At 62.3% G+C, this 21,306-nt stretch carries 27 protein-coding genes; 18 read left to right on the top strand and 9 right to left on the bottom strand.

Annotated elements, in window-relative coordinates; all coding sequences use genetic code 11:
* Positions 1-75 precede the first annotated feature (75 nt).
* Both AMC88_RS20590 and ppa read left to right on the top strand, forming a co-directional pair.
* On the top strand, positions 76-582 hold the full coding sequence (locus tag AMC88_RS20590; protein ID WP_010017154.1) for a GNAT family N-acetyltransferase: 507 nt from the start codon (positions 76-78) through the stop codon (positions 580-582).
* Positions 583-731: 149 nt separating this feature from the next.
* Entirely contained in the window at positions 732-1,268 is a 537-nt protein-coding gene (ppa, locus tag AMC88_RS20585; RefSeq protein WP_012485505.1) for an inorganic diphosphatase, read from the top strand.
* 4 nt (positions 1,269-1,272) lie between these two features.
* Here ppa and AMC88_RS20580 read toward each other — a convergent pair whose 3' ends face one another.
* Entirely contained in the window at positions 1,273-1,584 is a 312-nt protein-coding gene (locus AMC88_RS20580; RefSeq protein WP_012485504.1) for a DUF167 domain-containing protein, read from the bottom strand.
* Positions 1,581-1,871 carry a YggT family protein gene (locus AMC88_RS20575; RefSeq protein WP_029531883.1) on the bottom strand — a complete coding sequence of 97 codons (291 nt, stop codon included), beginning with the start codon at positions 1,869-1,871 and terminating at the stop codon, positions 1,581-1,583. Before AMC88_RS20575 ends, AMC88_RS20580 begins: the two co-directional genes overlap by 4 nt.
* A 139-nt stretch (positions 1,872-2,010) precedes the next feature.
* Between AMC88_RS20575 and AMC88_RS20570 the strand changes: the two genes are divergently transcribed.
* On the top strand, positions 2,011-3,243 hold the full coding sequence (locus AMC88_RS20570) for an MFS transporter (RefSeq protein ID WP_012485503.1): 1,233 nt from the start codon (positions 2,011-2,013) through the stop codon (positions 3,241-3,243).
* Between the two features lie 138 nt (positions 3,244-3,381).
* On the opposite strand, the gene AMC88_RS20565 is transcribed toward AMC88_RS20570, so the two are convergent.
* From AMC88_RS20565 to hemC, 6 genes are all read right to left on the bottom strand, one after another.
* Complete coding sequence (locus AMC88_RS20565) at positions 3,382-4,137, bottom strand: glutamine amidotransferase (protein ID WP_012485502.1); 756 nt, start codon at positions 4,135-4,137, stop codon at positions 3,382-3,384.
* Entirely contained in the window at positions 4,124-4,609 is a 486-nt protein-coding gene (locus AMC88_RS20560; protein ID WP_010022166.1) for a tellurite resistance TerB family protein, read from the bottom strand. The genes AMC88_RS20565 and AMC88_RS20560 overlap by 14 nt, the downstream gene beginning before the upstream one ends.
* 17 nt (positions 4,610-4,626) lie before the next feature.
* Positions 4,627-6,234, bottom strand: coding sequence for a heme biosynthesis protein HemY (locus AMC88_RS20555; RefSeq protein ID WP_012485500.1), 1,608 nt, complete (start codon positions 6,232-6,234; stop codon positions 4,627-4,629).
* Between the two features lie 4 nt (positions 6,235-6,238).
* On the bottom strand, positions 6,239-7,510 hold the full coding sequence (locus AMC88_RS20550) for a COG4223 family protein (RefSeq protein ID WP_170960054.1): 1,272 nt from the start codon (positions 7,508-7,510) through the stop codon (positions 6,239-6,241).
* Positions 7,511-7,578: 68 nt separating this feature from the next.
* Positions 7,579-8,286 (bottom strand): uroporphyrinogen-III synthase, encoded by a 708-nt coding sequence (locus AMC88_RS20545; protein WP_012485498.1) that lies wholly within the window; start codon positions 8,284-8,286, stop codon positions 7,579-7,581.
* Between the two features lie 7 nt (positions 8,287-8,293).
* Positions 8,294-9,223 carry a hydroxymethylbilane synthase gene (gene hemC, locus AMC88_RS20540; RefSeq protein ID WP_012485497.1) on the bottom strand — a complete coding sequence of 310 codons (930 nt, stop codon included), beginning with the start codon at positions 9,221-9,223 and terminating at the stop codon, positions 8,294-8,296.
* A 72-nt stretch (positions 9,224-9,295) separates the two neighbouring features.
* Here hemC and tsaD point away from each other — a divergent pair, with 72 nt between their 5' ends.
* From tsaD to AMC88_RS20515, 5 genes are read left to right on the top strand one after another with little or no spacing between them, the layout of a single operon-like run.
* Positions 9,296-10,393: a tRNA (adenosine(37)-N6)-threonylcarbamoyltransferase complex transferase subunit TsaD gene (gene tsaD, locus AMC88_RS20535; protein ID WP_012485496.1), complete on the top strand. Its 1,098-nt coding sequence runs from the start codon at positions 9,296-9,298 to the stop codon at positions 10,391-10,393.
* Entirely contained in the window at positions 10,390-11,373 is a 984-nt protein-coding gene (locus AMC88_RS20530; RefSeq protein ID WP_012485495.1) for an NAD(P)H-dependent glycerol-3-phosphate dehydrogenase, read from the top strand. Before tsaD ends, AMC88_RS20530 begins: the two co-directional genes overlap by 4 nt.
* 10 nt (positions 11,374-11,383) lie before the next feature.
* Entirely contained in the window at positions 11,384-11,677 is a 294-nt protein-coding gene (locus AMC88_RS20525) for a YciI-like protein (RefSeq protein ID WP_012485494.1), read from the top strand.
* 2 nt (positions 11,678-11,679) lie between these two features.
* A complete protein-coding gene (locus AMC88_RS20520) occupies positions 11,680-12,111 on the top strand; it encodes an EVE domain-containing protein (protein ID WP_012485493.1) in 432 nt (143 codons plus the stop codon).
* Positions 12,108-12,761 carry a class I SAM-dependent methyltransferase gene (locus AMC88_RS20515; RefSeq protein WP_012485492.1) on the top strand — a complete coding sequence of 218 codons (654 nt, stop codon included), beginning with the start codon at positions 12,108-12,110 and terminating at the stop codon, positions 12,759-12,761. The genes AMC88_RS20520 and AMC88_RS20515 overlap by 4 nt, the downstream gene beginning before the upstream one ends.
* On the opposite strand, the gene AMC88_RS20510 is transcribed toward AMC88_RS20515, so the two are convergent.
* The gene (locus tag AMC88_RS20510; RefSeq protein WP_012485491.1) at positions 12,758-13,264 is read right to left on the bottom strand and encodes a hypothetical protein; all 507 of its coding nucleotides are present in this window, start codon (positions 13,262-13,264) and stop codon (positions 12,758-12,760) included. The genes AMC88_RS20515 and AMC88_RS20510 overlap by 4 nt on opposite strands.
* 415 nt (positions 13,265-13,679) lie before the next feature.
* Here AMC88_RS20510 and sdhC point away from each other — a divergent pair, with 415 nt between their 5' ends.
* From sdhC to mdh, 10 genes are all read left to right on the top strand, one after another.
* Positions 13,680-14,075, top strand: a complete 396-nt coding sequence (gene sdhC, locus AMC88_RS20505) for a succinate dehydrogenase, cytochrome b556 subunit (protein ID WP_010020710.1) — start codon at positions 13,680-13,682, stop codon at positions 14,073-14,075.
* A gap of 10 nt (positions 14,076-14,085) precedes the next feature.
* Positions 14,086-14,466 carry a succinate dehydrogenase, hydrophobic membrane anchor protein gene (gene sdhD, locus AMC88_RS20500; RefSeq protein ID WP_010020712.1) on the top strand — a complete coding sequence of 127 codons (381 nt, stop codon included), beginning with the start codon at positions 14,086-14,088 and terminating at the stop codon, positions 14,464-14,466.
* 7 nt (positions 14,467-14,473) lie between these two features.
* The gene (gene sdhA, locus AMC88_RS20495) at positions 14,474-16,315 is read left to right on the top strand and encodes a succinate dehydrogenase flavoprotein subunit (RefSeq protein WP_012485490.1); all 1,842 of its coding nucleotides are present in this window, start codon (positions 14,474-14,476) and stop codon (positions 16,313-16,315) included.
* 1 nt (position 16,316) lies between these two features.
* On the top strand, positions 16,317-16,658 hold the full coding sequence (locus tag AMC88_RS20490; protein WP_041683798.1) for a hypothetical protein: 342 nt from the start codon (positions 16,317-16,319) through the stop codon (positions 16,656-16,658).
* 9 nt (positions 16,659-16,667) lie between these two features.
* Positions 16,668-17,447 carry a succinate dehydrogenase iron-sulfur subunit gene (locus AMC88_RS20485; protein WP_012485489.1) on the top strand — a complete coding sequence of 260 codons (780 nt, stop codon included), beginning with the start codon at positions 16,668-16,670 and terminating at the stop codon, positions 17,445-17,447.
* 179 nt (positions 17,448-17,626) lie between these two features.
* Entirely contained in the window at positions 17,627-17,929 is a 303-nt protein-coding gene (locus AMC88_RS34460) for a DNA polymerase beta superfamily protein (RefSeq protein WP_250637507.1), read from the top strand.
* Entirely contained in the window at positions 17,884-18,270 is a 387-nt protein-coding gene (locus AMC88_RS34455) for a DNA polymerase beta superfamily protein (protein ID WP_250637506.1), read from the top strand. Before AMC88_RS34460 ends, AMC88_RS34455 begins: the two co-directional genes overlap by 46 nt.
* 136 nt (positions 18,271-18,406) lie before the next feature.
* Positions 18,407-18,922 (top strand): protease inhibitor Inh/omp19 family protein, encoded by a 516-nt coding sequence (locus AMC88_RS20470; protein ID WP_012485487.1) that lies wholly within the window; start codon positions 18,407-18,409, stop codon positions 18,920-18,922.
* 65 nt (positions 18,923-18,987) lie between these two features.
* Positions 18,988-20,151, top strand: a complete 1,164-nt coding sequence (zapE, locus tag AMC88_RS20465) for a cell division protein ZapE (protein ID WP_010025150.1) — start codon at positions 18,988-18,990, stop codon at positions 20,149-20,151.
* A gap of 174 nt (positions 20,152-20,325) precedes the next feature.
* On the top strand, positions 20,326-21,288 hold the full coding sequence (gene mdh / locus AMC88_RS20460) for a malate dehydrogenase (RefSeq protein ID WP_004679265.1): 963 nt from the start codon (positions 20,326-20,328) through the stop codon (positions 21,286-21,288).
* Positions 21,289-21,306 lie beyond the last annotated feature (18 nt).

Below are 21,306 nucleotides of genomic sequence, written 5' to 3'. Positions count from 1 at the left end.
CAAGTCTGTGGGCAATCGAGCCGAATACGTCATCGCGTATGGTTAATTGCTCCCGGCAGGACCAGAGTAAACGTTATGAAGACGTTGTCGATCGATGTCCGGCGGGCTGAACCGCATGATGCCCGAGCCATATCGGAAACCCATAGGCTCGCCTGGCAGCACACTTACGCAGGAATCATTCCGCATCGCGCCTTGACGCAGATGATCGAGCGACGCGGCGAAAACTGGTGGCGCAAGGCAACGCGCGGACCTGCGACATTGCTGGTTCTCGACGTTGCCGGCACGGTCGCCGGTTATGCGACGCTCGGGCTCAACCGCGCCCGCGCTTTGCCGCAGGAAGGCGAGATCTACGAGCTCTACCTTCGTCCCGAATATCAGGGCATCGGTCTCGGCCGTATGCTGTTCGGCGAGGCGCGCCGGCTGTTGAAGTCGCTCGGCTGCAACGGTCTGGTCGTCTGGTGCCTCGAGGAAAACGAGACCGCCAGCCGCTTTTACCGCCATTACGGCGGGATCGATTTCTGCGAAGGCATGGAAAATTTTGACCACAAGCAGTTGAAGAAGATCGGCTTCATCTGGAACTGAGCCGTCCAGCCTGCGGTTCGCTCATCTTCTGCTAGAATTTTGATGTGGTTGGGTGCCGACGCCATCACGCATTGGTGATCTCCAATGTTGCGTTGCCGCATGAAACTGATTATCTGGCTGCGAGCAATTCAACCTCGCAGGAGTTTCGTATGCGCATCGACGCCGTTTCAATCGGTAAGAATCCCCCTGAAGACGTCAACGTAATTGTCGAGGTTCCGGTCGGCGGTCATCCGATCAAGTATGAAATGGACAAGGACGCCGGCACCCTGGTCGTCGATCGTTTCCTCTATACGCCGATGACCTATCCGGGCAATTACGGCTTCGTGCCGCACACGCTGTCCGAAGACGGCGACCCGATCGACGTCCTGATCGCCAGCACCCGCCCGCTGGTTCCGGGCTGCGTCATCAACGTGCGCCCGATCGGCGTCCTGAAGATGGAAGACAATTCGGGCAAGGACGAGAAGATCATCGCCGTGCCGTCGCCGAAGCTGACGCTGCGCTATGAGAAGGTGAAGGACTATACGGACCTTCCCGAGATCACGCTGAAGCAGATCGAGCACTTCTTCGAGCACTACAAGGATCTGGAGCCCGGCAAGTGGGTGAAGATCTTCGGCTGGGGCGATTCCGGCGAAGCCGGCGCCCTTATCCTCGAGGCCATCGAGCGTGCCAAGAAGGCGAAAGGCTGATCGTTCAGCCTGAAAGTGTTTCGAGCTTTTTTGCCAAATCCTCCGGGTCGCCCTCGATCCGGAGGATTTTTTTGCGCGCGGTTTCTCCGGAAACGAGAGTGATGCTGGATTTGGCAACGCCGAGGGATTTGGAAACGAGCGCGATCAGGGCCTTATTGGCCTTTCCCTTTTCCGGAATGGCGGTGACGCGAGCCTTCAGATAAGTCTCGCCTTCGCTGCCCGTCTCAATGCCGTCGAACGCGTCTCGCCCGCCATTCGGCGTCAGCCGAACAGTCAGGCGCAGATGATCAGCGAAGAGCTTCCAGGGAGGGCTCAAGCGACCAGCGGGTAAAGGGTGGTCCAGAGGAAGGTGCGCAGGAAGAAGATGATCACCAGCAGGATGATCGGCGAAATGTCGATGCCGCCGAGGTTCGGCAGCCGACGACGGATCGGCTTCAGCACCGGCTCGGTGACATTATAGAGGAACGTGCCGACCGAATTGACGAACTGGTTGCTGGAATTGATGACGTTGAACGCATAGAGCCAGGAGAAAACGGCACTGGCAATCAGGATCCACGTATAAATATTCAAAACCAAATCAATGGTTTGAAACAAGGCAAACATCGTCGTCTCCAATTGGTTGTTGACAGACATGTAGACATTGGCAACTAAACGAGCAAGTGCCGTGTGGGAACGCAGGGCAAATCATGTTTAACGGGCGGCCTCGCAACCATTCCGGCGCCCGCTTCCTCGGACAAGGCTCATGTCGTTTTCGCCCACCGGAGACCGTTTTGCCGCGTTCCGGCATTCGTCTTACACCCGCTTCTTCTTTGCTCGCTTTCTGCTCTCCTTCTCGCAGCAGATCGTCAGCGTCGCCGTCGGCTGGCAGATGTACGACCAGACGGGCAAGGCGATCTATCTCGGCTTGATCGGCCTAGTGCAGTTCCTGCCGTCGCTGCTGCTCATCCTCGTCACCGGCTCGGTGGCCGACCGGCACAATCGCCGGGTCATCGCAGCGCTGTGTTCGCTGGTGAGCGCGCTCTGCACGCTGGCGCTGCTCATCATGACGGCGACGGATACTTTCGCGCCCTGGCCAGTGTTTGCGGTGCTTCTGATCTTCGGTATCGAACGCGCCTTCATGTCGCCGGCGGTGCAGTCTCTCGCGCCCAACCTCGTGCCGGAGCATGCGCTTTCGAACGCGATCGCCTGGAATTCGTCGTCCTGGCAACTCGCGGCGATCACCGGGCCGGTGATCGGCGGCCTGCTTTATGGTGTCAGCGCGACGACCGCCTATTCGGTGGCGGTGATCTTTTCCATTCTCGGTGCGGGCCTTCTCTTCATGATCCCGAAGCCGGAGCAGAAGACGGTGGGTGAGGCCAAGAGCTGGGCGATGATCCTCGGCGGCTTCAGCTTCATCCGCGCCGAAAAGGTGGTGCTCGGCGCGATTTCGCTCGATCTCTTTGCCGTGCTGCTCGGCGGCGCCACCGCGCTGATGCCGATCTTCGCCCGTGATATTCTGACGCTCGGCCCTTGGGGCCTCGGACTATTGCGCGCGGCACCGGGGCTCGGCGCCATTGTCATGGCGATTTTTCTGGCCGCCTATCCGCTGAAGCACCGTGCCGGCATCTACATGTTCATCGGGGTCGCCCTGTTCGGTCTGGGAACCATCATCTTCGGGATGTCGACCAACACCGAAGTCTCGATCGCAGCACTGGCGCTGATGGGGGCGGCGGACATGGTGTCGGTCTATGTGCGCGAAAGCCTGATCGCGCTGTGGACGCCGGATCAGCTGCGCGGCCGTGTCAATGCGGTCAACATGGTCTTCGTCGGCGCCTCGAACGAGCTCGGGGAATTCAGGGCCGGCACGATGGCCTCGATCTTCGGCGCGGTGCCGGCGGTTGTCATCGGGGGCATCGGCACCCTTGTTGTCGCCGCGATCTGGGCTTCGAGCTTCCCGAAACTGCGCAGGATCGATACGCTCGACGCGCCGGCTTAATGCATGTCGCCCGGAAGTGTACAGCGGTTCCGGGACAAGGATGTGCATCAAAACAAAGGGCTGAAGCGCGTCGCATAAATCAAAATTTGATGCGACGCGCTTTAGCGTGACAAGGTCGCTTCCTGTCGGGTGGCGCTCCTATGCAGGAAGCGTGATCGCGTGCGCCGCTTTTGCGGCCTTTCCCTCGAAGACGAGATCGAGGAATTCCGTCAGCCAGGCTCGTAGTGGCGCGTCGAACAGCATGCGGCCTTCGAGATGTTCGCGGCCCTGCTGGGCGTTCGGCAGGATGAAGCGATGGGCGCCATGCACGACCCAGCGATGCATCATCACCCGGGTGAGCTCGGCGTGGAATTGCAGGCCCCAGGCGTTGCCGTCGTAGCGGAAAGCCTGGTTCGGATAGGCATCGCCTTCGGCCAGAAGGTCGGCGCCGCGCGGCAGCTCGAAACCCTCGCGATGGAAATGATAGACCATCTTCGGCCAGTGCATCAGCAGCCGGCCCTTCTCGGTCGGGTGCAGTGGATACCAGCCGATCTCGGTCGAGCCGTCGGTATTCGCCTGCACCTTGCCGCCAAGATGATGCACCAGCATCTGGGCACCGAGGCAGATACCGAGATAGGGGCGTTTCTCCCGCAGCGGAACCTCGATCCAGTCGATCTCCTTCTTGATGAAGTCATCCGGATCATTGGCGCTCATCGGCCCGCCGAAGACGACGGCGCCGGCATGATCTTCGAGCGTTGCCGGAAGCGGATCGCCGAGCACCGGTCGGCGGATGTCGAGGCGGTAGCCCTTTTCGACGAGCAACTGACCGACGCGGCCGGGGCTCGATCGCTCCTGATGCAGGACGATGAGGATCGGACGCTCGTCGCGGTGCTGAATTCGCTCAGTCGGAATCATCTTGCAAAACCTGGACATCCGTCACCCTGGCGGCGGCCTCCTGCCGTTTCTGGATGCGCTCGCGCGCCGAAACGCCGAGCAGATCGGCGATACGCCAGATCACATGATCTTCCATCTCGCTGCGTTCGCCATCGGCATAGACGATGTCCCAGAGGATGCCGATCAGCTCGAGCCGTTGCTCGGTGTTCAGGTGGCGCTTCAGGTCGGCGGTGAAACGATAATAGTCGACGGCGGTGCTTTCGGCCTCGAGGCCGGCGGCCATCAAAGCATCGAGCTGCTTGCTGTCTAGCGAATATTGCTCCTTCAAGAGCTTGCGCAGCCGCTTCTTTTCGCTGGCCTTGATCTGGCCATCGGCCTCCATGACCTGCATGCAGAGCGCCGCCACTGCGATGCGCGGATCATCCGGAGCAAAACCTTTCTTCGGATGGTCGGCGGTGAGCTTCTGGAAGAATGCCTGAAAGCGTTCGAACATGCGGTTTTCGGTCCATTTCAGAAAAGGCGAAGCCGGGTCTTGGGTTCCGGTTCCGCCCTGGAATCGCGAACGCCGGGATCATCCGGCAGTCCACCAAAGAAGGGCTTTGCTTCGTTCGTTACCGGCGCCTTATTGCCGGCGACCGGTTCGGCGGGCTTCGGCTTTGCCGGCGCCGGCGCGGGGCGCACAGCCTCGGCGATCGTCGCGGCGCGTTCCAACTCGATGATGCGGTGATCGTTTACCGGGCTTTCCGGCCTGACGTCACGCAGCGGCGGCAGGGTCTTCAGGGCCGTTTCGATCGCGGCGGGCGCCGAGCCGTCTTCGAGCGGACCTTCGATCTGGCCGAAGGGCGCCTTCCATTCGAAGGCGTCAATGCGGCCCGTCACCGGCGACACCGGCAGCCATTTGTCGGAGACGAAGCCATCCGCCACCCAGGCGGGATCGCGCGGAGCCTTCAGCGCCTGGGCCAGCCAGTGGCGCACGCGGCCCTGATCGCCGGTCTCGGCCTCCTCGATATCGGCGAGCAGCAGGAAGGCGGCTTCACGCGGCTCGATACGCGCCGCCGCTTCCGCCTTGGCCCGAGCCTTGGCGAATTCCTGCGCGTCGAGCGCGGCCTGGGCGACGACAAGAAGGGATTCGACATTGTTCGGGCGCAGCGCCTCCAGCCGCTCGGCGCGCTTCAGCCGGTCGAGCGTGGAATCGCCGCTGCGGGCTCTGACATAGGTCTGGCCGACTTCGGGATGCGGCGCCGATTTCCATGCCTGTTCGAGGATCGAAGCGGCCTTGCGCAGGCCGCCTTCGCGGAACAAGGCCTTGGCGGCGATGAGGGCGGCCGGGACGAAGTCAGCGGCGAGCTTCAGCGCCTGCAGCGCGTCGTCGCGGGCGCCGGCCGGGTTACCTTCCAGCTTCTCGGCGGCGCGCGCCGTCAGCAGCACGGCGTGCAGGCGGTTGGCTTCGGCCTTCTCGACGACGCGGGCGGCCTTCTGCTGTTCGAGCAGCCGGATCGCATCGTCCCAGTGGCCGGCCTGGCTGCGATATTCGAGCGTCGCCTGGGCGGCCCAGGGCAGGTAAGGCGCGTTGTCGGCGGCCTTTTCGGCATATTGGCGGGCGGCCTCGTTGGCGCCGAGACGGCGGGCTTCAAGATAGAGGCCACGCAGGCCAAGCTCGCGGGTTTCCGGATCGTTGGCCATGGCCTCGAATTTGGCGCGAGCCTCATCATGGCGGCCTTCGATCAGGGCGGCCTGAGCCTCGAGCAGGTTGATCAGCGGCTCCTGGTCGGCGCGGATGAGGCCACGCGAGCGCGCCGCCATCTTGCGGGCAAGGAGCGCATTGCCGGCGCCGGCGGCGATCAGGCCGGTCGACAGCGCCTGATAGCCGCGGTCGCGCTTGCGGGCGCGGAAATAACGCGTCACCGAATGCGGCGAGGTCCAGATCAGGCGAACGAACCACCAGCCGATCATCACGGCGGCGATCAGAGCGATGATCGCGCTCACCGCGACGATCAGCTTCGTCTGGTAAATCTGACCCTCCCAGATCAGCGAGAGATCGCCGGGACGATCGGCGAACCAGGAGAAGCCATAGGCGAGAAGCAATACGAGCAGGGCGAAGACGACGAGTCTGATCATGGTCTTACCCCTCCTTGCCGGCGCCGCTGACCGCTTTCGACAGCGCCCCGCCGACCAGCTCTTCGACGCGGATGCGCGCCTCCAGCGACTGCTTGAAGGCGGCGGATGCCTGCTTTCCGAGAGCCGGCAGAGCATTCCATTCGGCGGAAGCGCCGGGCAGGTCGCCGTTCTTCACCTTGTCCTCCATGCGGGCGGCGATGGCCTCGACGCTTTCGCCCTCGATATTGCCGACGGGACGGATGGTCACCAGCGATTTGGCGCTCGCCATCAGCCGATCCGACCAACTCTGGTTCGGATCCGGCTGGTTGACAGCCTCGACGATGGCGGTCGCAACGTCCGGAATCTGACGCACGAGCTCGGCGCGCGAGGGAATGCCGGTCTCGGCAAAGCTGCGCAGGTCGGCGACGGCTGGATCGTCGGGTGCGACGCCGGCGAAGGTGTCGAGTTCCGCGACGAACGGGCCGCCGCGATCGATTGCCGCCTTGAGGGCGGCTGCCGCGATCGCCCGTGCGACGGCGACATCCTGGCGCGGTTCGTTCAGCTTCTTTTCGGCCTCGTCGAGGCGCTTGGCGATATCGGCTCCGTTACTCGTCTGCTGCTCGGAGGACTGGGCAAGCGTCGAACGCAGCTGCTCGACCTGGCCGCTCAGCTCGGCAATCTTCTGGTTGAGCGCTTCGACATTTGCCGGCTCGCCCGATGGTGCCGCTGCAGGGTTCTTCGCAGCCGTTTCCAGCGCCGTAACGCGCGTCTCAAGCGCGCTGTCACCGGTGCTGGCGGGATTGGCGGCGAGGTTGGCGACGGTCTGTTTCAAACCGTCGATCTCGCTGGAGAGATCGGCGATCTCAGGCGAGGCCGTCTGCGGTGCAGAGGCGCCCGGGAGGTATCCGGCATATTGGATGGCGCCTGCGCCAAGCAGCGCCACAAGACCGCCGAAGATGCCGGCGGCGATCAGACCGGAGGTGCCGGCGCCTTTTGACGCGGGCTGGTCGGTACGAGGGGTGAAAGAAGGCTCGGCGGCTGCCGGCGCCTCCTCGGCTGCCGCCGCTTCGGGCTCGCTTTCCTGCTCGGGCTGCGACACCGCTTCGGTTTCGGGCGGCAGATCCACATCGGCGGTGGTCGTGCTGTCGGTCTCACCGGCATCAGTGTCCACCGGCTTTTCGGTATCGGCTACGGAGGCGAAATCCTGAGAATCGAGGTCGATCGTGACTGGCTCGTCGGCGCTCTTGGAATGGCGTGGCGGGGTTCCCGATACCATGAGGTCCTCTTTATCCTGCATTGCAACGAAACTAGACAGTGATGCCAGTTAAGGGAAGAGGTTAGATCAAATTTGGGCGGCTGGAGCATTCAAAGCAGCGACAAAAGGCTTATCTCATCCGGCATCGACGAAATCGTCACGGTCTCTCTCAGTAGGGTCGGAATGGCCTGCGCTACCGCCTCGCTGAGGCAGAGAAGGCGGATTCTGCCCTGTTCCGACAGGGCCGATCGCAGCTCCGCCACCTGAAAGAAGTCCTCGGCCGTCTGCCGGGAATAGAAAAGAACGGCGTCCGGGTGACGGCCGGAAAAAATCGCCGCGATCTCGGCTGGGCCGGGAGCAACGGGCAGCATGCGATAACATTCGGCGACGGAAAAGCGGATCCCGAGTTCGCGCAATCTGCCTTCGAAGGTTTCGGCGCGCGGCCTGCCGGCGAGGTAAAGCAAGTCCTCCACGCTTTGCGCGCTGACGAGATCAGCGAGATCGCGGCCATTGCCCGAGGATGCGGTGACGGAGCGGAAGCCAAGACGCCGCGCCGCCTGCGCCGTCATCTCGCCGACCGCAAAAATCGGACGGTCAAGGTGTGGATGAAGTGTCTCGCCGAGAGCCGACAGCACCCTGACGGCTTCGCCGCTGGTGACCGCGATCGCGCCGCAGGTGGCTGCAAGCGCACCTGCGGCTGCGGCACCGTCATGTTCTGGCCGACGCAGCGGCAGCAGCAGCGGCTCGTGGCCCATCTCGCGCAGACGTTGAGCGGTTTTCTCGGCCGAATGCGCGGGGCGGGTGACGAGCACGCGCATGGTCGTTTCAGTGCCAGTCGTCGAAGAAGGCGCTGCCGGCCCTTGCGCGCACGTCCTGGCCGGCGCGGGTGCCGAGGGCGGCCGCATCGCGGCGGTGTCCGTCGGTCGTCACCGCATGCTGGCTACGGCCATCGGGCGTGATGATCAGGCCGGAGAAGCGGATGAGGTCGCCCTCGCAGACGGCATAGCCGCCGATCGGCGTGCGGCAGGAACCGTCGAGGGCGGCGAGGAAAGCGCGTTCGCAGGAGACGGTGTCGAAGGTCGCGGCATCGTTGACCGCCGCCAGCAGATCGTCGATCCTCGAATCGCCGATCCGGCTTTCGATGCAGATCGCTCCTTGCGCCGGCGCCGGCGGGAAGGTGTCGGGATCGAGGATATCGGTCAGCACTTCGACCTTGCCGAGGCGCTTGAGGCCGGCGAGCGCCAGCAGCGTCGCATCCACCTGGCCTTCTTCGAGCTTGCGCAGCCGGGTTTCGACCGAACCGCGGAAGATTATGACGTTGATGTCGGGTCGCATACGGCGGATCAACGCCTGGCGTCGCAGCGACGAGGAGCCGACGGTGGCGCCATGCGGCAGGTCGATCAGTTTGGGCGCGGTGCGGCCGATGACGGCGTCGCGGATATCCTCGCGCGGCAAATAAGCAGAGAGATGCAGGCCGTCCGGCAGGTGCGTCGGCATGTCCTTGGCGGAGTGCACGGCGAAATCCAGCTCGCCCGAGACAAGTTTCTGTTCGAGCTCCTCGGTGAAGAGACCTTTGCCGCCGATCTCGGCCAGCGACCGATCGGTGATGCGATCGCCCTTGGTCGACAGCACGACGATCTCGAACATCTCTTCAGGCAGGTGATGCGCCGCCATCAGCCTGTCGCGGGCCTCATGCGCCTGGGCGAGCGCCAGCGGGCTGCCCCGCGTGCCGATCCGGAAAGGTTTTGTTTGCATCCGCTCTGTTCCGTTGTTACCGGAGTTCTCGTAAACGGGTTTCGGCCCCATCGCAATGAACGAACAGGCCTTATGGTTCCCTTTCCGCGCATCCTTGGCATCGAGACGAGCTGCGACGAGACCGCCGCGGCTGTCGTCGAGCGCGATGCGGAGGGCCATTCCAGAATACTCTCCGACGTCGTGCTTTCCCAGCTCGACGAGCACAGCGCCTATGGCGGGGTGGTGCCGGAGATCGCCGCGCGCGCTCATGTCGAGGCGCTGGACGAGCTGATCGAGGAAGCGCTGATGCGCGCCAATGTGTCGCTGGCCGATGTCGACGCTATCGCCGCGACGTCAGGCCCGGGGTTGATCGGCGGGCTGCTGGTGGGATTGATGACCGGCAAGGCTATCGCCAAGGCCGCCGGCAAGCCGCTTTATGCGGTCAACCATCTCGAGGGTCATGCGCTGACGGCGCGGCTGACCGACGGGCTCTCCTTTCCCTATCTGATGCTGCTCGTCTCCGGCGGTCATACGCAGCTAATCCTGGTGCGCGGCGTCGGCGATTACGAGCGCTGGGGCACGACAATCGACGATGCGCTCGGCGAAGCTTTCGACAAGACGGCGAAACTGCTCGGTCTGCCCTATCCTGGCGGCCCGGCGGTGGAACGGATGGCGCGGGATGGCAATGCCGGTCGCTTTGATTTCCCGCGGCCGCTGGTCGGCGAGGCAAGGCTGGATTTCTCCTTCTCCGGCTTGAAGACGGCGGTGCGGCTGGCGGCGCAGGAGATCGCGCCGCTCAGCGACCAGGACGTGGCGGATATCTGCGCTTCGTTCCAGCGGGCGATTTCGCGCACGCTGAAGGACCGCATCGGCCGCGGTCTGCAGCGGTTTAAGAGGGAGTTCCCTTCGATCGGAGAGACGCCGGCGCTTGTTGTTGCCGGCGGTGTCGCCGCCAATCTCGAACTGCGGGCGACGCTGCAGGGGCTTTGCGACAAGAATGGCTTCCGCTTCATTGCGCCGCCGCTCAGCCTCTGCACCGACAATGCGGTGATGATAGCCTGGGCGGGGCTGGAGCGGATGGCCATAGGTGTTGCGCCGGATGCGCTCGACGTGCAGCCGCGCTCGCGCTGGCCGCTCGATGCCAATGCGGAAAGGCTGATCGGCTTTGGAAAGAGAGGAGCCAAGGCATGAGCGAAAGGATTGCCGTTATCGGATCGGGCGCTTTCGGCACTGCGCTTGCCGCCGTCATCGCCCTTGCCGGCCGCAGCCCGGTGATACTCGTCGGACGCAATCCGTCGCTGGTGGCCGATCTGAAGGCCGAGCGTCTGCATGATGCCGTGCTGCCCGGCATTGCCCTGCCGGAATCGCTCGAATTTTCCGCCGAGGCGGAGGCGATCGCCGGCGCCTCCATCGTGCTTTTTGCGATGCCATCGCAGGCGCAGGCCGATGCGGCGCGGCAATATGGCCCTTATCTATCTAAGGATGCCGTTGTCGTCACCTGTGCCAAGGGCATCGAGCGGACAACGGGCAATCTGTTGACCGACATGCTGGAGCGGGAACTGCCGGACCATCCGGTGGCGGTGCTCTCCGGTCCGGGCTTTGCGGCCGATATCGCCAAAGGCTTGCCAACGGCGATGGCGATCGCGGCGGCAGATATGGAGACTGCCGAGCGGCTCGCCCAGGCGATATCAGGCCGGACCTTCCGGCTTTACGCCTCCGATGACCGTATCGGCGTCCAGCTTGGCGGCGCGCTGAAGAATGTGCTGGCAATCGCCTGCGGCATCGTCGAGGGTCGCGGCATCGGCGAATCCGCCCGCGCTGCGCTGATTGCCCGCGGCCTTGCGGAAATGTCGCGTTTCGTCGTCGCCAAAGGCGGCCAGGCGGATACCGTGCGGGGGCTTTCCGGTCTGGGTGATCTGGTGCTGACGGGAACAAGCCATCAATCGCGAAATCTGCGCTTCGGCATTGCGCTCGGGCGCGGCGAGAAGGCTGATCCGCTGCAGGGCGCGCTGGTGGAAGGCGCGCTTGCTGCCTCGGTCGCCTCGCGTCTTGCCGCGGCGCTTTCGATCAGCATGCCAATCACCGACGCCGTTTCCGCCATCATCGATGGCAGGCTCGAAATAGCGGATGCCATCGAGCAGTTGATGACGCGTCCCATCACCACCGAATAGGAGAACAGACATGCTTTTCGCCCTGCTCTGCAAGGACAAGCCGGGACATTTGGACGTGCGCATGGATACGCGGCCGACGCATCTCGAATATCTAAACAGGCTGAATGCCAAGGGCACGCTGAAGATCGCCGGTCCGTTTCTCGATGACGAGGGTAAGGCCTGCGGCAGCCTGATCATCGTGGAAGCGGAATCGAAAGAGGCGGCACGTGCGCTCGCCGATGCCGACCCTTACGCCCAGGCCGGGTTGTTCGAAAGCGTCGAGGTCAGGGCCTACAACTGGGTCTTCAATAAACCGGAAGCGTAATCATGGCGCATTGGCTCTATAAATCCGAACCCGCCTCCTGGTCCTGGGAACAGCAGAAGGCCGCCGGCGACAAGGGCACGGAGTGGACCGGAGTGCGCAACTATCTGGCGCGCAACAATATGCGGGCGATGCAGGTGGGCGACAAAGGCTTCTTCTACCACTCAAATGACGGGCTGGAGATCGTCGGCATTGTCGAAGTTTGCGCCTTGTCACATCCCGATTCCACCGCCAAGGGTGATCCGAAGTGGGATTGCGTCGATATCCGCGCCGTCATGGACATGCCGAAGCCGGTGACCCTGAAGGACATCAAGGCAAACGAGAAGCTGTCCAAGATGTCGCTCGTTACCTCCATGCGCCTTTCCGTGCAGCCGGTGACCGATGACGAATGGGCCGAAGTCTGCCGCATGGGCGGGCTCGACAATCCCCCGCGTTGAAAACCGATCCGGAAACCTTCATCCGCGCCAACACCAGTTTGATGGCGCCGCCGCATGTGCCGGAGATTTCGCTTCATCTCGCCAGCGAGGCGCATGAGCTCTGGCTGAAGACGGAGGAGGAGCTGGAAGCGATCGGCCTGCCGCCGCCCTTCTGGGCTTTCGCCTGGGCGGGCGGACAGGGATTGGCACGCTACATCCTCGATCACCCGGAGATGGTGCGCGGCAAGCGCGTGCTGGATTTTGCCAGCGGCTCCGGCCTCGTCGGCATTGCCGCGATGATGGCCGGTGCGCGTGAGGTGACGGCCGCCGATATCGATCCCTGGGCGGAGACCGCGATCCGGCTGAACGCCAAAGCCAACGGCGTTTTTCTCGGATTTACCGGCGCAGATCTGATCGGACAGGATATTGACGCCGATATCGTGCTTGCCGGCGACGTCTTTTACGACCGTGCCTTCGCCGAAGCGCTCGTTCCCTGGCTGACGAGGCTGACGGGGCAAGGCATACCGGTTCTGGTCGGCGATCCCGGGAGAAGCTATCTGCCACGCGAGCAGCTGGAATTCTGTGCTGCCTATCAGGTGCCGGTGACGCGGGCGCTGGAGGACAGCGAAATCAAGAAGACGACGGTCTGGCGCTTCGGCTTAAGGTCTTAGGGCCGGATCACGCAGACATTGGCCTCGTAGCTGCAGGGATCGTCCTGGACGGCGACGTCGATGACCTTCGCTTTCGGCGCCTGGGGGGCGAGCCGCGCGGCCGGATAATACCCGTAGCCATTGCCGCCGACATAAGTCCCGCCATCGATTTGATAGGCATAGGAGCCGGCATAGGTGTCGCCGCTGTCGCCACCTGGCGGCTGGGGCGCGAAGATGACCAGGCTGCTGCGGCCGACACGATTTGTCGCGGGGGACGAAAACTGTTTCAGGAACGGCATCCGCCCCCTGTCGTGTCGGCGAATAGAGGCATTGTCGAAACGGATGCCGCGATCGCGCCAGCCAAGGCGTTGTCCGAGAAGCAAGCCGTTGTGCAAGGCGTGGCGGTGGCCAAGGAAACGATGATCGCCGAAGCGATGATCGAAACGGCGCTCGCCGGCGGCGGCAGGCAAGGCGACAAGCGCGGCGAGCGCAAGCAGGGCGACTGCAGACAGACTGCGAAACATGGATGCCGGCCTCCGGGATTCCCGATCGTTAATAAATCGTTAATGCCAGATTGCGCCAAAAGCCTTCGCTTGTCCATGCGCCTGGAAAGAACGGCATGAATATTGAGCCGAAAAGACCAGTTTCGATGGCGGGGTCCGCTTTTCGCCGAAGCGCAGAAGCGCTCTAACCTTTTGTTCTTACGCAATTCCGGGCAAAAAACCACTTCGCAGGTTCTCTGGAGCTTCTCCCGTCCGCAAACTTCGCGGTAACCCGAATCGATTAAATTAAAGGCTCACAGCGATTGTGCTTGTCGTCGGGCTTTCCGGTGAGTAAACGTCGCAATTGATGCAACGCACACAGAGAATTTTGCATTCGTGTGGTTGACTGAGCATGCTCCGAAAACCGGGAGCGCAGAGAAGCCGCCGCGAGGTTCTGATGGCGAACGTGACAAATAACCGGCCCCTGTCGCCGCATTTGCAAGTCTACAAACTCATTCCCACCATGGTCATGTCCATCGTCCACCGCATTACCGGCGGTGCGCTCTATGTCGGAACGCTGCTCGTCGCCTGGTGGCTGATCGCGGCGGCAAGCGGCCAAGCGTCGTATGATTGGGCGAATTGGGTACTCGGCAGCCTTCTCGGCAAGCTCGTGCTGCTCGGTTATACCTGGGCATTGCTGCACCACATGCTCGGCGGTTTCCGCCATCTCATGTGGGATCTCGGCTACGGCTTCGAGAAGGAAGTCTCGACCAAGCTCGCCATCGCCAACATCATCGGGTCGCTCTGTCTGACCGTACTGGTCTGGGTGATCGGCTTCCTCATTCGGTTCTGAAGGTCCTCTCATGGATATGCGCACCCCCCTCGGCAAGGTTCGCGGGCTCGGCTCCGCCAAGGAAGGCACCAGCCATTTCTGGCGTCAGCGGCTGACCGCCGTCTCCAACATTCCGTTGATCCTGTTCTTCGTCATCTTCATGATCGCCTATGCCGGCGCGCCCTATGCAGATGTGGTCCGCGCGCTGTCGAACCCGTTCGTCGCCGTGGTCATGGGTCTGATGGTGATCTCGGGCGTCATCCATATGAAGCTCGGCATGCAGGTCATCATCGAGGATTACGTGCATGGCGAGTTCGGCAAGATCGCGCTGCTGATGCTGAACACCTTCTTCGCGATCGTCATCGCCGGCCTCTGTCTCTTCGCCATTCTGAAAATCGCATTCGTAGGATAAGCTCGCTATGGCACCGACTTCACCCGCCCAGAATGGCAAGGCCTACAACTATGTCGATCACTCGTACGACGTGATCGTCGTCGGCGCCGGCGGCGCCGGGCTGCGCGCGACACTCGGCATGGCCGAACAGGGTTTCCGCACCGCCTGCATCACCAAGGTTTTCCCGACCCGTTCGCACACGGTCGCGGCGCAGGGCGGCATCGCCGCCTCGCTGCGCAACATGACGCCCGACAGCTGGCAGTGGCACCTTTACGACACGGTCAAGGGATCCGACTGGCTCGGCGACGTCGACGCCATGCAGTATCTGACCATGGAAGCGCCGAAGGCGGTCTATGAGCTCGAACATTACGGCGTGCCGTTCTCACGCAATGAGGAAGGCAAGATCTACCAGCGTCCGTTCGGCGGCCACATGCAGAATTACGGCGAAGGCCCGCCGGTGCAGCGCACCTGCGCCGTTGCGGACCGCACCGGCCACGCCATCCTGCACACGCTCTACGGCCAGTCGCTGCGCCACAACGCCGAATTCTTCATCGAATATTTCGCGCTCGACCTGATCATGTCGGAAGATGGCAGCCGCTGCACCGGCGTCATCGCCTGGTGCCTCGATGACGGCACGATCCATCGCTTCGCCGCCAAGATGGTGGTGCTGGCAACCGGCGGCTACGGCCGCGCCTATTTCTCGGCAACCTCGGCCCATACCTGCACCGGCGACGGTGGCGGCATGGTGGCGCGCGCGGGCCTGCCGCTGCAGGACATGGAATTCGTGCAGTTCCACCCGACCGGCATTTACGGATCGGGCTGTCTGATCACCGAGGGCGCGCGCGGCGAAGGCGGTTACCTCGTCAACTCCGAGGGCGAACGCTTCATGGAGCGCTACGCGCCTTCGGCCAAGGACCTTGCCTCGCGCGACGTCGTTTCGCGCTGCATGACGCTTGAGATCCGCGAAGGCCGCGGCGTCGGCAAGAACAAGGATCACATCTTCCTGCATCTCGACCATCTCGATCCGGCGGTTCTGCACGAACGGCTGCCGGGGATTTCCGAGAGCGCCAAGATCTTCGCCGGCGTCGACGTCACGCGCGAGCCGATCCCGGTTCTGCCGACCGTCCATTACAATATGGGCGGGATTCCCACCAATTATTGGGGCGAAGTGCTGAACGCCGACGGCGCCAATCCGGAGCGGATCATTCCCGGCCTGATGGCTGTGGGCGAAGCAGGCTGCGCCTCGGTGCACGGCGCCAACCGCCTCGGCTCCAACTCGCTGATCGACCTCGTGGTCTTCGGCCGTGCTGCCGCGATCCGCGCCGGCGAGGTGATCGACCGCGCAGCGCCGGTCCCGCATCTCAACGTTGCGGCCTGCGACAAGATCATGGACCGCTTCGATGGTCTGCGCCACGCCAGCGGCGGCACGCCGACGGCTGAACTGCGCGAGAAGATGCAGCGCGCCATGCAGGAAGACGCCGCCGTCTTCCGCACGCAGGAATCGCTGGAATCCGGTTGCCGGCGCATTTCGGCGATCTGGCAGGAAATGCGCGACATCAAGGTCACAGACCGGTCGATGGTCTGGAACTCGGATCTGGTGGAAACGCTGGAGCTGCAGAACCTGATGGCCAACGCCATCACGACGATCTACGGCGCCGAGGCCCGCAAGGAGAGCCGCGGTTCGCATGCCCGCGAGGATTATACCGAGGGCGCATTCGCCGGCCGCGACGACGTCAACTGGCGCAAGCATACGCTTGCCTGGGTCGACGACGCAGGCGACGTCAAGCTCGATTACCGGCCGGTGCACACCGACCTGATCGCCGAAGGTATTGATCCGCACAAGATCGAGCCGAAGGCGCGTGTCTATTAAGATGAGAAACGCTGTCTTTCTTTCAATTGTCGCGGTTACATTGACGGTGTCGTCCTCTGCCTCGGCGGCTGATCGCTACAAGCTGCGGGCTCCGGGCGGTGTCGGTGCCGCCGTCAGTAACGAAGTCGGAGTGTGGAATTCGGCCAACGCGGCCAAAGCTGCCCATACTTCCCTGGTTGTCGGCAACCAGTTCATGTCCAAGGACCTCGCTTGCATAGTCAAACCCGGGACTAAAGCAGAGGTTTTAGAACGTTCTGGTGCAGTGGCCTTCGTTCGTGCCAGCAACGCTGTGTTCGGCGGTTGCAAGGGTTATGTGAAGACAGAATTCCTGTCGGCAAACTAGGATCTTACTATGGTTGAACTCGCTCTCCCCAAAAACTCGCAGATGCGCGAAGGCAAGGTCTGGCCGAAGCCGGCGGGTGCGACGAACACCCGCGAGTTCCGCGTCTACCGCTGGAGCCCGGATGACGGCCAGAACCCGTCGATCGATACCTTTTACATCGATGTCGACGACTGTGGCCCGATGGTGCTCGATGGCCTGCTCTACATCAAGAACAAGATCGACCCGACGCTGACGCTGCGCCGGTCCTGTCGCGAAGGCATCTGCGGCTCATGCGCGATGAATATCGACGGCACCAACACGCTCGCCTGCACCAAGGGTCTCGACGATATCAAGGGCGCGGTGAAGGTCTATCCGCTGCCGCATATGCCCGTCGTCAAGGATCTTGTGCCCGATCTCAGCAACTTCTACGCCCAGCATCGTTCGATCGAGCCCTGGCTGAAGACGGTGTCGCCGACGCCGGCCCAGGAATGGAAGCAGAGCCATGAGGACAGGCAGAAGCTTGACGGCCTCTATGAATGCATCCTGTGTGCCTGCTGCTCGACATCCTGTCCGAGCTACTGGTGGAACGGCGACCGTTATCTCGGCCCGGCCGTGCTGCTGCAGGCCTATCGCTGGCTCATCGATTCCAGAGACGAGGCGACCGGCGAGCGTCTCGACAACCTCGAGGATCCGTTCCGCCTCTATCGCTGCCACACGATCATGAACTGTGCGCAGACCTGCCCCAAGGGCCTCAACCCGGCCAAGGCAATCGCCGAAATCAAGAAGATGATGGTTGAGCGCCGGGTCTGATCGCGGTGCATGCCGATGGCGCAATAAACGGTTTCGATCCGGAAGCCGTCAGAGAAATCAGGTCGCGGCTTACCGCGGTGCGCGAGCAGGGCATTCGAATCGGTTTTGCGATCGAAAGCGGCAGCCGCGCCTGAGGATTTCCCTCTCCCGACAGCGATTATGACTGCCGCTCCGTCTATATCCGTCCCGTCGAGCATCATCTCGCCCTTACTGCGGCGCGCGATGTCATAGAGTTTCCAATCGTTGGCGATATCGATACGGGCGGTTGGGATCTGCGAAAGGCGTTGCGGCTTGCGCTCAAGGGAAACGTGGTCGTGGTCGAATGGCTGAAATCGCCGATCGCTTATGAAGAGGAAGTCGGCTTTCGTTCGCGTCTCGGCGGGCTGCTTGATCCCATCATGGTGCTGGAAAAGTCGCCGCCCATTATGTCGGGCTCCTGCGGCAGCATTTCCAGAGTGAGGGAGAGGGATCGATCAAGCTGAAGAAGCTCCTTTATGCCGTGCGCCCGGCCATCGCCCTCGAATGGATGCGGCAGCGTTCGTTTCAGGCCCTGCCGCCGATGAATATGCTGGAATGCCTCGAGGCGATCTCGATCGCCTCAGACCTTCGCACGGCGATACTCGATCTCGTACAGGTCAAAAAGCAGATGCGGGAAATGGGAGAGGGGCTGCCGCCGATGCTGGTGCAATCTTTTCTCAGCAACGCGTTCCAGCGTTATTCGGAGATGTCGTGGGAGTTCAGCCGGGACCCCGACGGAGATCGGCGCGCGCAACACCTTGCTGACAAATTCTACGTGCAGGAAGTTTTGTACCGGAGCAGTTGAACTGTATCGTTTTTCGATTAGGTGTTGTCACGGGCAATTTATGCAGTCCGACTTGATTAACCAAAGCGAATTACGGTAATCGAAATTGTCTCACGCCCTTTTCTCTGCGGCGACAGCCGAATTCAGGAGTATGATGATGCAGTTGCGATATGCGATGACAGGTTTGGTAGTGACTCTCGCGCTAGCCGGTTGTCAGCGTACGGCTTATGATTACAGCTCCAACTCTCCCAGTGCCGCGCCGGCGCCACTGACGGCGCAGCCAGTTCCTTCCGTGCAAGGCGGGCAGCTTCCGCCCCCGACCGGCAGCTCGCAGTTCCCGGCCGCGCCGGCGTCGGCTTCGTCGATGCCGGGTGCGCAGCCGGCTGTCGCGGCGAATGCGCTCGACGTCACGAAGGAATCGATGGTCGGAAGCTGGCGCGTCAACGGCAGCTGCGACATGTTCCTGACGCTCACCAATCTCGGCAGCGGTTCGCGCGGCGGCACACGCGGCTGCGTCGGCGAGCTGACGGCGATGGGTTCCTGGGAGGTTGCCGGCAAGCAGGTTCTGCTCAAGGATCGCTCGGGCAACGCGATCGGCAGCGTCTACAAGACGGCCGACAATCGCTTCCAGGGCCAGACGAATACAGGTCAGCCGATCAGCCTCAGCCGGTAAAGGAACCGGAGCGGTAAACGATCCGGCGGCGCCCCGCCGATGACTGACAGGCGGACATGCCCCTCATGCAGCCAATGCCAGATTATGCGCTCAGCGTCTGCGAACAGCTTAAAACGCTGACGCTTTCCGGTGCGTTGCAAGTCGATTCCGCCCAGATGGATGTGGCCAAAAGCCTTGATCGGGTGCTCGCTGGGTTGAAACAGCAACGACCAGCGGCGAAATCGAGCGCGCTCGGTTGGCTGTTTGCCTCAAAGAAGAAAGCCGCAGGCAGGATCAAGGGGCTCTATATCCACGGCAGTGTCGGACGCGGCAAGACCATGCTGATGGACATGTTCTTCTCGATGGCGCCGTGCAAGAAGAAGCGCCGGGCGCATTTCCACGAATTCATGGCGGATGTGCACAACCGCATCGCCGCCCACCGGCTGAAGCTCAAGAACGGTGAGACGAAGCAGGCCGATCCGATGCCGCCGGTGGCCGCAGCGCTTTACGAGGAAGCGGAATTGCTCTGCTTCGATGAATTCACCGTCACCGACATTGCCGATGCAATGATCCTGTCGCGGCTGTTTTCCGAGCTCTTCGCGCGAGGATGCGTGCTTGTCGCAACGTCGAATGTTGAGCCCGACAATCTCTACAGCGACGGCCTCAATCGCGGCCTGTTTCTGCCCTTCGTCGCACTGCTGAAACAGCATGTCGATGTCGTCACACTGGATTCGCCGACCGACTACCGGATGGAGAAGCTGAACAGCCAGCCCGTCTATCTTGTTCCGATCAACGATCATAACGACATGGCGATGGAGGCGTCCTGGACGCAGGCGCTGCATGGGCGCAAGGCGCAGCCGCTCGACATTCCGATGAAGGGGCGATCCATCCATGTGCCGCTTGCCGCCGACCGCATGGCCCGGTTCTCCTTCGCCGATCTTTGCGAGAAGCCGCTTGGAGCGGCCGATTTCCTCGCCATCGCCGAACGCTTCGATACAATCTTTCTCGATCACGTTCCCTTGCTCGGGCCGGAGAAGCGGAACCAGATCAAGCGTTTCATCATTCTGGTCGATACGCTCTACGATCACGCCGTGCGAGTTTATATCTCGGCCGCGGCGATGCCGGAGGAACTGCTCGTCCACCGCCGGGGCACGGAAGGCTTCGAATTTGACCGCACGGCATCGCGCCTGTTCGAAATGCGGAGCACGGAATATCTTGCGCTGCACCATGAGAAACGGGCCGCCGAGTAACAATCCGGTGACAGATTACCTTACGTTTACGTAAGAATTTTAGTATCTAAACGATTGAAAATGCTGCATCAAAATTAATGGATTGCCATTTTTAGGCTTTGGGTCTATGCGATTGCGTCATTGAGCGGTGCCTGAGCGTCGTTCGACGAATTTGATCGCAAAGGAAACAGCGAAATGGCGCGTAACAAGATCGCACTCATTGGTTCTGGCATGATTGGTGGCACGCTGGCGCATCTCGCCGGCCTGAAGGAATTGGGCGACATCGTCCTCTTCGACATTGCCGACGGCATTCCCCAGGGCAAGGGCCTCGATATCGCACAGTCCTCCCCGGTCGAAGGCTTCGATGCCAACCTGACCGGCGCCAGCGACTATTCGGCGATCGAAGGCGCCGATGTCTGCATCGTCACCGCCGGCGTTCCGCGCAAGCCCGGCATGAGCCGCGACGATCTTCTCGGCATCAACCTGAAGGTCATGGAGCAGGTGGGGGCCGGCATCAAGAAGTATGCGCCGAATGCTTTCGTCATCTGCATCACCAATCCGCTCGACGCCATGGTCTGGGCCTTGCAGAAGTTTTCCGGCCTGCCGGCCAACAAGGTCGTCGGCATGGCCGGCGTTCTCGACTCCTCGCGCTTCCGTCTCTTCCTTGCCAAGGAATTCAACGTCTCCGTCCAGGACGTGACGGCCTTCGTTCTCGGCGGTCACGGCGACACGATGGTGCCGCTCGCCCGCTATTCGACGGTCGGCGGCATCCCGCTCACCGATCTCGTCACCATGGGCTGGGTCACCAAGGAGCGCCTGGAAGAGATCATCCAGCGCACCCGTGACGGCGGCGCCGAAATCGTCGGCCTGCTGAAGACCGGCTCGGCCTATTACGCGCCGGCCGCCTCGGCCATCGAGATGGCCGAATCCTACCTGAAGGACAAGAAGCGCGTTCTGCCCTGCGCTGCCCATCTCACCGGTCAGTACGGCGTCAAGGACATGTATGTCGGCGTTCCCACGGTTATCGGCGCCGGCGGCGTTGAGCGCGTCATCGAGATCGACCTCAACAAGACCGAGAAGGAGGCCTTCGATAAGTCGGTGGCTGCCGTCGCCGGTCTTTGCGAAGCCTGCATCAATATCGCGCCTGCCCTCAAGTAATTGGGCGCTGAAGCAATC

It is taken from the genome of Rhizobium phaseoli (genome assembly GCF_001664385.1).
Taxonomy (GTDB): domain Bacteria; phylum Pseudomonadota; class Alphaproteobacteria; order Rhizobiales; family Rhizobiaceae; genus Rhizobium; species Rhizobium phaseoli.
The sequence above is the reverse complement of the archived record's forward strand: the minus strand, read 5'-3'. Positions and strand labels throughout refer to the sequence as shown.